8 protein-coding genes are annotated in these 8,458 nt (G+C 72.1%); 3 read left to right on the top strand and 5 right to left on the bottom strand.

Going from position 1 to position 8,458, the window contains the following annotated elements:
* Window positions 1-824: 824 nt before the first annotated feature.
* Window positions 825-1,850 carry a tryptophan--tRNA ligase gene (gene trpS / locus ACIP5W_RS25040; protein ID WP_401477665.1) on the top strand — a complete coding sequence of 342 codons (1,026 nt, stop codon included), beginning with the start codon at window positions 825-827 and terminating at the stop codon, window positions 1,848-1,850.
* On the opposite strand, the gene ACIP5W_RS25035 is transcribed toward trpS, so the two are convergent.
* A complete protein-coding gene (locus ACIP5W_RS25035; RefSeq protein ID WP_401477662.1) occupies window positions 1,790-2,815 on the bottom strand; it encodes a GlxA family transcriptional regulator in 1,026 nt (341 codons plus the stop codon). The two genes, trpS and ACIP5W_RS25035, sit on opposite strands and share 61 nt — an antisense overlap.
* Window positions 2,816-2,890: 75 nt before the next feature.
* Here ACIP5W_RS25035 and ACIP5W_RS25030 point away from each other — a divergent pair, with 75 nt between their 5' ends.
* Window positions 2,891-3,475 (top strand): cysteine hydrolase family protein, encoded by a 585-nt coding sequence (locus tag ACIP5W_RS25030; protein ID WP_401477659.1) that lies wholly within the window; start codon window positions 2,891-2,893, stop codon window positions 3,473-3,475.
* 46 nt (window positions 3,476-3,521) lie between these two features.
* Here ACIP5W_RS25030 and proC read toward each other — a convergent pair whose 3' ends face one another.
* From proC to ACIP5W_RS25015, 3 genes are all read right to left on the bottom strand, one after another.
* Entirely contained in the window at window positions 3,522-4,334 is an 813-nt protein-coding gene (proC, locus tag ACIP5W_RS25025) for a pyrroline-5-carboxylate reductase (protein WP_401477656.1), read from the bottom strand.
* A 276-nt stretch (window positions 4,335-4,610) separates the two neighbouring features.
* Window positions 4,611-5,393, bottom strand: coding sequence for an ABC transporter permease (locus tag ACIP5W_RS25020; protein ID WP_401477653.1), 783 nt, complete (start codon window positions 5,391-5,393; stop codon window positions 4,611-4,613).
* The gene (locus ACIP5W_RS25015) at window positions 5,390-6,223 is read right to left on the bottom strand and encodes an ABC transporter ATP-binding protein (RefSeq protein ID WP_401477650.1); all 834 of its coding nucleotides are present in this window, start codon (window positions 6,221-6,223) and stop codon (window positions 5,390-5,392) included. The genes ACIP5W_RS25020 and ACIP5W_RS25015 overlap by 4 nt, the downstream gene beginning before the upstream one ends.
* A gap of 245 nt (window positions 6,224-6,468) precedes the next feature.
* Between ACIP5W_RS25015 and ACIP5W_RS25010 the strand changes: the two genes are divergently transcribed.
* Window positions 6,469-7,635 (top strand): SulP family inorganic anion transporter, encoded by a 1,167-nt coding sequence (locus tag ACIP5W_RS25010; RefSeq protein WP_401477647.1) that lies wholly within the window; start codon window positions 6,469-6,471, stop codon window positions 7,633-7,635.
* On the opposite strand, the gene ACIP5W_RS25005 is transcribed toward ACIP5W_RS25010, so the two are convergent.
* The gene (locus ACIP5W_RS25005) at window positions 7,599-8,369 is read right to left on the bottom strand and encodes a class I SAM-dependent methyltransferase (protein ID WP_401477644.1); all 771 of its coding nucleotides are present in this window, start codon (window positions 8,367-8,369) and stop codon (window positions 7,599-7,601) included. The genes ACIP5W_RS25010 and ACIP5W_RS25005 overlap by 37 nt on opposite strands.
* Window positions 8,370-8,458: the final 89 nt, after the last annotated feature.

Genomic DNA, 8,458 nt, shown 5'->3' with positions numbered 1-8,458 from the left:
ACACATCACGAGAGCGGAACGGCCAGGCGGAATAGGCCCGACCGTTCACAGCGTCCTCGCTGTGTATTCTTCAAAGGAACCTCATCCTCGACCATCACGGCCGGGGACGGGGTATCAACATATCTGGCGTTGATTTTTGGCACGCTGTTGAGTTCTCAAGGAACGGACGCTTCCTTCGTACTCACCCGAGAGACTCTCTCAGGCTTTCCTCCGGGCGCTTCCCTTCGGTCTTGCGTTTCCGACTCTATCAGACCGTTTCCCGGTCCGATTTCCTCGGTGCTTTCCAGGCTCCCGCTCTCGCGGTTTCCTTTCCGGCGGTTCCGACTCTATCAGATCTTTTCGGGCCCGATTCCCCGTCAGAGGGGGTTGCCTTCCCGGCTGTTGGGCCGTTCCGACGAGTGAGACTTTAGCGGATTCCCCGGCCCCGAAGCCAATCGGGGCCGCGTCCTTTCGAACACGGATTCCTCATTTCGCGAATACACACGCCAATGACACGACGGCAGACGAATCGACTGCTCGCCGAGGAGTGGTTGGTACTTGCGGAATGGCTGCCCGGGGACCGACCGGAGTCGGCGCTCACGTCGGACAACTCGGAGAACACTACGTATGCGCCCGGGGTGTGTCAACCCAGGGCCCAGAGGCACCCGGAGGCGTACGCTGGTCCGCATGACTACGCATACGTGCAGTGCCCAGCTGTGGTGGGCCGCCTGACGGCGGCCGGACTGACGTACGCACTCAACGGCCGCCGCCTCGGCGGCCGTTTCTGTTTCTCCCTCCGGGGGTCGGCCGGCCGGGCGCGACGGCCTCGACCAGGAGGTGGAGAGATGAAGCGGGTCTTCAGCGGGGTCAAGCCGACCGGACATCTGACGCTGGGGAACTACCTGGGGGCCATGCGGCAGTGGGCCGAGGTCGATCAGCATCGGGCGGACGCGCTGTTCTGTGTGGTCGACCTGCACGCCCTCACCGTGGACCACGACCCCGCGCGGGTGCGCCGGCTGAGTCGGCAGGCCGCGACGCTGCTGCTCGCGGCCGGGCTGGATCCGCAGTTGTGCACCCTCTTCGTGCAGAGCCATGTGGACGAGCACACGCGGTTGTCGTACGTGCTGGAGTGCGTGGCCACCGACGGCGAGATGCGCCGGATGATCCAGTACAAGGAGAAGGCCGCGCGGGAGCGTGCGCGGGGCGGGAGCGTGCGGCTGTCGCTGCTCACCTATCCGGTGCTGATGGCGGCGGACATCCTGGCGTACGGGACGGAGGAGGTGCCGGTCGGAGACGACCAGGCCCAGCACGTGGAGCTGACCCGGGACCTGGCCCTGCGGTTCAACCAGCGGTACGGGCAGGCGTTCGTGGTGCCCAGGGCCACGCATCCGCCGGTGGGGGCACGGGTCATGAACCTCCAGGAACCGACGTCGAAGATGGGCAAGAGCGACGACTCGGGTCCCGGCATCGTCTACCTGCTGGACGAGCCGGACGTCGTACGGAAGAAGGTCGTGCGGGCCGTGACCGACAGCGGGCGGGAGGTCGTGTACGACCGGGAGGGGCGGCCCGGCGTCGCGAACCTGCTGGAGATCCTCGCGGCGTGCACGGGCGGGAACCCGCAGGCCCTGGCAGACGTGTACGAGTCGTACGGCGCTTTGAAGAAGGACACCGCCGAGGCGGTGGTGGAGGTGCTGCGGCCCGTGCGGGCCAGGCACCAGGAGTTGTGCGCCGACCCGGTGTTCGTGGAGGGGGTGCTCAGGGATGGTGCGGAGCGGGCGCGGTCGATGGCCCGGCCGGTCGTGGATGCCGCCTACCGGGCGGTCGGGCTGCTGCCCGCGGTGGCGGAGCCGGCGCTGAACGCGGCGCGGTAGGCGCGTGGGCTGGTGGCGAGGCGCGATGCGAAGTGCTGGCGCATCGTGACCTCGCTGCCGAAACCCGCGCGGCGGGCGACCTCGGGCATGGGGAGGTCGGTGCGTTCGAGGAGTTTCTGGGCGGCGGCGAGGCGCTGGTCGAGGAGCCAGCGAAGCGGGGTGGTGCCGGTGGCCGCCGTGAAGTGGCGGGCGAAGGTGCGCGGGGACATGCCGGCGTGAGCCGCCAGGTCGGCGACCGTGAGCGGTTCGTGGAGGTGGCGGAGCGCGTGTTCGCGGACGGCGGCGAGGGCGTCGGCGTCGCGGTCGGTGTGGGGTGTGGCGTGTTCGATGAACTGGGCCTGGGTGCCGGTGCGGAAGGGGGCGGTGACCATCGAGCGGGCGATGGTGGCGGCCGCTTCCGCACCGTGGGAGCGGCGGACCAGGTGGAGACAGAGGTCGATGCCGGCTGCGGTGCCGGCGGCGGTCCAGATGTTGTCGTCCTCGATGAAGAGGGCGTCGGGGACGACGGTGACCTCGGGGTGACGGGCGCGCAGCAGGTCGACCAGGTTCCAGTGGGTGATCGCACGGCGGCCGTCGAGGAGGCCGGCCTGGGCGAGGGTGAAGGCTCCGCCGCAGAGGGCGGCGATGGTGGTGCCGCGGGCGTGGGCGCGGCGGAGGGCCTGGAGGACGGGTGGTGGTGCGGGGGTGACGTGGTCGTCGAGGCCGGGGACCAGGATCAGGTCGGCGCGCGGCAGCCAGGAGAGGGTGCGGTCGGGGAGGAGGCTGAGTCCGCCGCGCATGGGGACGGGCGTGGCGGTGTCGGGGGCGACGCGGCGCAGGTCGAAGGCAGGGGCGTCGCGGTCGGTGCGGTCGGTGCCCCAGACCTCGGTGATGACGGAGACGTCGAAGGCGCGGACACCGGGGAAGGCGACGAGTGCCACCCGGTACGCGTTCTGTCGTTCCCCGCCTGTGTCGCCCTGCTCCATGCGTGGCAGTAAACCATCGATCGTCGACTTTTCGCCCTCTGGGACGGGCGGCGTCCCGGCGGCAGGATCGAGGGCATGGACATCGCTGAGAACGCAGCACTGGTGGTCGTGGACGTGCAGAAGGGCTTCGAGGAGGCCGGGTTCTGGGGGCCTCGGAACAACCCCGGTGCGGACGACAACATCGCCACGCTCATCGACGTGTGGCAGGCCACGGGACGGCCGGTCGTGTTCGTGCGGCACGACTCGGTCAAGCCGGAGTCACCGTTGCGGCCGGGGTACGGGGGCAACGGCTTCAAGACGTACGTGGAGGAGAGGAGGGGCAAGGGTGCCGGTGCCGAGCTGTTCGTCACGAAGACCGTGAACTCGGCCTTCTACGGGACGCCGGATCTGGACGCCTGGCTGAAGGCGCGGGGGGTGGCGCAGGTGGTGCTGGCCGGGATCCAGACCAACATGTGCGTGGAGACGACCGCGCGGATGGGCGGGAATCTGGGGTACGACGTCGTGGTCGCGTACGACGCCACCTACACGTTCGACCTGGAGGGGCCGTTCGGCTGGCGGCTGAGCGCGGACGAGGTGGCGCGGGCGTCGGCGGTGTCGCTACACGGGGGCGGCTTCGCGCGGGTCGTCACCACCGGTGAGGTGGTGGACGCGGCGAAGTGACCGCCCCCGGTGGGGCGGGGGGCGGGGGGCGGTGGGCCCCGTGCCGTCAGTCCTTGGTGCCGGCGGCCAGCTCGCGGCTGCGGTCGCGGGCGGCCTCCAGGGCGGCGATGAGAGCGGCGCGTACGCCGTGGTTCTCGAGTTCGCGGATGGCGCTGATGGTGGTGCCGGCCGGGGAGGTGACGTTCTCGCGGAGCCTGACCGGGTGTTCGCCGCTGTCGCGGAGCATCGTCGCGGCGCCGATCGCGGACTGGACGATGAGGTCGTGGGCCTTGTCGCGGGGCAGACCGAGCAGGATGCCGGCGTCCGTCATCGCTTCGACCAGGTAGAAGAAGTACGCCGGGCCGGAGCCGGAGAGGGCCGTGCAGGCGTCCTGCTGCGACTCGGGAACCCGGAGCGTCTTGCCCACGGAGCCGAAGATCTCCTCGGCGTGGGCGAGGTGGTCGGCGCTGGCGTGGCTGCCGGCGGAGATGACGGACATGGCCTCGTCGACGAGGGCGGGTGTGTTCGTCATGACGCGGACGACGGGGACACCGGCGGTGAGGCGCTCCTCGATGGAGGCGGTCGTGATGCCGGCGGCTCCGCTGATGACGAGGCGGTCGGCGGGGACGTGCGGGGCCAGCTCGTCGAGGAGGGCGCCCATGTCCTGCGGCTTGACCGTGAGGATGAGGGTGTCGGCGGTCTTGGCGGCTTCGGCGTTGGTGACGGGGGTGACGCCGTAGCGGGCGCGGAGTTCCTCGGCGCGGTCCGCGCGGCGGGCGGTGACGAGGAGGTCGGCGGGGGGCCAGCCGCCTCGGAGCATGCCGCTGAGAAGGGCTTCGCCGATCTTGCCGGTGCCTAGGACTGCGACTTTCTGGGACATGGCGGGGTCCTCCGGGGGGTTGCGTCGTCCGGGGTCATCCTCGCACCGGGGCCGGTGCGGGGGTGGGAGCTGTCCGGTGGGTGGGCGGTGCGGGCCGTCCCCGCCGCCGCTCCCCCGCCCGTCCCGCTCCGTCCTTCGGCCCGCGTCACCGGCCCGCGTCGCTGTCCCGCTGCCGGCGTTCCCCGGGCCGCGCCCCCGCCCCGTTGCCGGCGTTCTTCGCGCCTCGTCCGCGAGGTCCCCTCGTGGGGCAGGCCCGGGCGGGCCGGCACAGGTCCGTCATGTCGTCCTGCGGCGCAGTGTCGCTGCTCCCAGGCCGAGGACCAGCAGGGCGCAGCCCGCCACGACGAGGACGTCGCGGACGAAGTTCGCCGTCATGTCCGTGTGGGTGAGGACCTCGTTCATGCCGTCGACCGCGTAGGACATGGGGAGGACGTTCGAGATGGCCTCCAGGACGGGGTGCATGGTGTCGCGGGCGGCGAAGAGGCCGCAGAGGAGGAGCTGGGGGAAGATCACCGCCGGCATGAACTGGACCGCCTGGAACTCGGAGGCGGCGAAGGCCGAGACGAAGAGGCCGAGGGCGGTGCCGAGGAGGGCGTCGAGCAGGGCCACCAGGAGGAGCAGCCAGGGGCTGCCCGTCACGTCCAGGTCGAGGAACCAGAGCGCCAGGCCGGTGGCGAGGGCGGACTGGACGATCGCGAGGGCGCCGAAGGCCAGGGCGTATCCGGCGATCAGGTCGCCCTTGCCGAGGGGGAGGGCGAGGAGGCGTTCGAGGGTGCCCGAGGTGCGCTCGCGCAGGGTGGCGATGGACGTGACCAGGAACATCGTGATCAGGGGGAAGATCCCGAGGAGGGATCCGCCGATGCTGTCGAAGGTGCGGGGGCTGCCGTCGAAGACGTAGCGGAGCAGGACCAGCATCAGGCACGGGACGAGGATCATCAGGGCGATCGAGCGGGGGTCGTGGCGCAGCTGGCGCAGGACGCGGGCGGCGGTGGCGGTGGTGCGGGAGAGGTTGAGGGGGGCCGTGGGGGTGGTGGGCGCCGGCCCGGTGTTCGTGGTCATCGGGTCTCCTCCTTCTTGCGGGTCGCTTCGGCCGCCTCGTCGACCAGGTGCAGGAAGGCCGCCTCGACCGTGTCCGAGCCGGTGCGGGCGCGCAGTTCGTCGGGGGTGCCGTCGGCGAGGATCTCGCCCTCGCGCATGAGGATCAGGCGGTGGCAGCGCTCGGCCTCGTCCATGACGTGGGAGGAGACGAGGAGGGTGGTGCCGCGGGAGGCGGCGATGTCGTGGAAGAGGTTCCACAGGTCGCGGCGGAGGACCGGGTCGAGGCCGACCGTCGGTTCGTCCAGGACGAGGAGTTCGGGGGTGCCGAGGAGGGCCACGGCCAGGGAGACGCGGCTGCGCTGCCCTCCGGAGAGGTTGCCGGCGAGGGTGTCGGTGTGGCTGGTCAGGTCGACGTCGGCGATCGCGCGGGTGACGTTTTCGTGGCGGCGGTCGGCGGCAGCGCGGCCGGGGTCGAGGACGGCCGCGAAGTAGTCGAGGTTCTGACGGACCGACAGGTCGTCGTAGACGGACGGTGCCTGGGTGACGTAGCCGATGAGGGTGCGCAGGGTGGGGTGGCCGGCCGGGTGGCCGAGTACGTCCAGGGTGCCGGTGACCTTGGCCTGGGTGCCGACGATCGCCCGCATGAGCGTCGACTTGCCGCATCCCGAAGGGCCGAGGAGGCCGGTGATCCGGCCGTGCGGGACCGCGAAGTCGAGGGTGCGCAGGACCGTGCGGGGGCCTCGGACGACGGTGAGGGCACCGGCGCGCACGGCGGCGGGGGCGGTCGGGGTGGGGTCGCCCGGTCCCGTGGCGTCGGGGGGTTCGGGGGTTCGGGCCCTGTAATTCATCATGTGATGAATAATCTCTCCGCGGGACGGCGGCCGTCAAGCGGCCGGGGGCGCTTTCGTGCGGTGCGGGCGCACGGCGGCGCACGGGAGGCGAGGCGGTTCCACTCGCACGCTTCCCCGTTCGTGTGGCGATCGGCGGTTCCCGGTGCACGGCCGGCCGATTTCATGAAAATGGGATTCAGTTCGCCGTGCCTTCCCCCGGCACGGCGCCCACGCATCTCCCGTTCCCGACCGGAGGTGCCGTCGTCATGCGCCATGGTGTCCGTGAAACCGAACTGCCGGCTTTTCCCGTCGTCCTTCTCGTCGCGCTGCCCGTGTGCGTGGGCGTCGCCCTGACCTGCGGAATCCCCGCCGAGTCGGTGCTGGTCACCGGCCTGGGCGGCGCACTGACCGCCTCGCTGGTGCGGCGGGGGAGGTGGTTCCGGATCGTGCCGGTGGCGGTCGTACGGGGGATGCTCGCCGGGATCGGACTCGTCCTGGTCGCCGGGCAGGCGTACGCCCTCGGGGACGCGGTGGTGCCGGTGAGCGGGCTCGGGAAGGTCGCCGGGCTGACGGGCCTGCCCGAGCGGGTGGATCCGGTGGCGTTGTCGGTGGGGGGTGCCACCCTGGTCCTGTCGTTGCTGTGGCGGTGGTGGCGGTGGGGTGCGCGGCTGGTTCCGGCGCCGCTGATCGCCGTGGTGTCGGCGGCGGCCGTGACCTGGGCGTGCGACCTGGAGGTGCGGCGCGTCGAGGTACGAGGACCGGGAGGTGCCGTAGCGCTGCCGGACGTGGCGGAGTTCGGACGGCTGGCGGAGGTGGGGGTGACCGGGGCCGTCGTGGCGCTCGTGCTGGTCGCGTCGGCTCGGTGGTCGTTCGCGCGGGTACCGCATCGCGTGGGGTCGCCGGTGGTGGCGGTCGTCGTGGCAGGGGTGCTCGCGGCGCTCGGGGTGGCGGGGGTGGTGCCGGCCGCGGCGGTGGCCGCCCTGCTCCTGTACGTCGGCTGCGGCCTCGTGCCCGTCCGGGAGGTGCGGGCGTTGTGGCGCGGGCATCGCGGTGAGGTGGCCGTGCTGGGCGTGACGGCGGTCGTGGTGGTCGTGGGCAACCTGTTCGAAGGGGTGCTGGTCGGGCTGGCGCTGGCCGTGGCGAAGACGGCCTGGGAGGTCAGCCAGGTGCGCGTGGAGACCGAGGACCGGGGTGACGCCGGGATCGTCGTACGGCTGCTGGGGCATGCGACGTTCCTGCGGCTGCCGAAGCTGCTGGACGCCCTGCACGCGCTGGACACCCTGCACCGGGACCGGGAGGTACGGCTGGAGCTGGCCGGGCTGCGGCATGTGGATCACGCGTGTGCGGCGGCCCTGGAGGGGTGGGCCGCCGCCCGCGACAGGCGGATGCCGCGAGGTCAGGGCCGGATCGCGAGCAGCAGTCCGACGTCGTAGGTCTCCTCGACCACGCCGTCGGGGAAGACGGCCAGGAGATGCCGACGCTCCCCGTCGAGGAAGGCGGCGGTGCTCTCCTGGCCGTGCACCAGGAACAGCGAGTGGCTGCCGATGTTCGCCAGGTGCGTGTCGACGGGGACGCGACGGCTCCAGCGGACGCGGCGGCGCACGAAGTCGAGGCGGCCCGCGGAGGCGGCGAGAGCGTCGTGCGTGCCGTCGCCGTTGCCGCCCACGGCCCGGTCGAGACCGAAGTGACGCTCGACGCGGGCCGTCTGCGCGTCGATCCACGGTACGTCGAGCGCGGCGGCGTTCCACCAGAGCGCGAGGGCGCCGCCCGGGCGCAGGACACGCAGGGCCTCCGGGATCGCGCGGTCCGGGTCGGTCCAGTGCCAGGACTGGGCGTAGGTGAGGAAGTCGAGGGAGGCACCGGCGAGGGGGAGGTGGTTGCCGTCCCCGCGCACGATCGGCACGTCGGGAAGGTCCCGGCGGAACTGCTCCGCCATGCCGGCGCCCGGTTCGACGGCCACGACCCGGGCGCCGCGGGCGTGCAGGAGGGCGGTCCCGATCCCGGTGCCGGCGCCGACATCGGCGACCCGCGCGCCGGACAGCGGGCGGTCCGCCGCCTCCTCGATCGCGTCGAGGAGGGCCGCCGGGTAGGAGGGGCGGTTCGCGGCGTACTGGGCCGCGGCGGCGTCGAAGGAGAGGGCCCTGGGTGTGCTGGAGGCGGGGGTCATGAGGGCCATGGTGGCGGGAGGGGGTGGAGGGGTGCCAGAGGGCCGGGTGCGCCGGAGGGCCGTCGCGGGGGCGGTCGGCCGGTGCCGCT

Source organism: Streptomyces sp. NPDC088766 (assembly GCF_044750845.1).
GTDB lineage: Bacteria > Actinomycetota > Actinomycetes > Streptomycetales > Streptomycetaceae > Streptomyces.
This window is presented reverse-complemented; position numbering and strand designations above follow the sequence as displayed.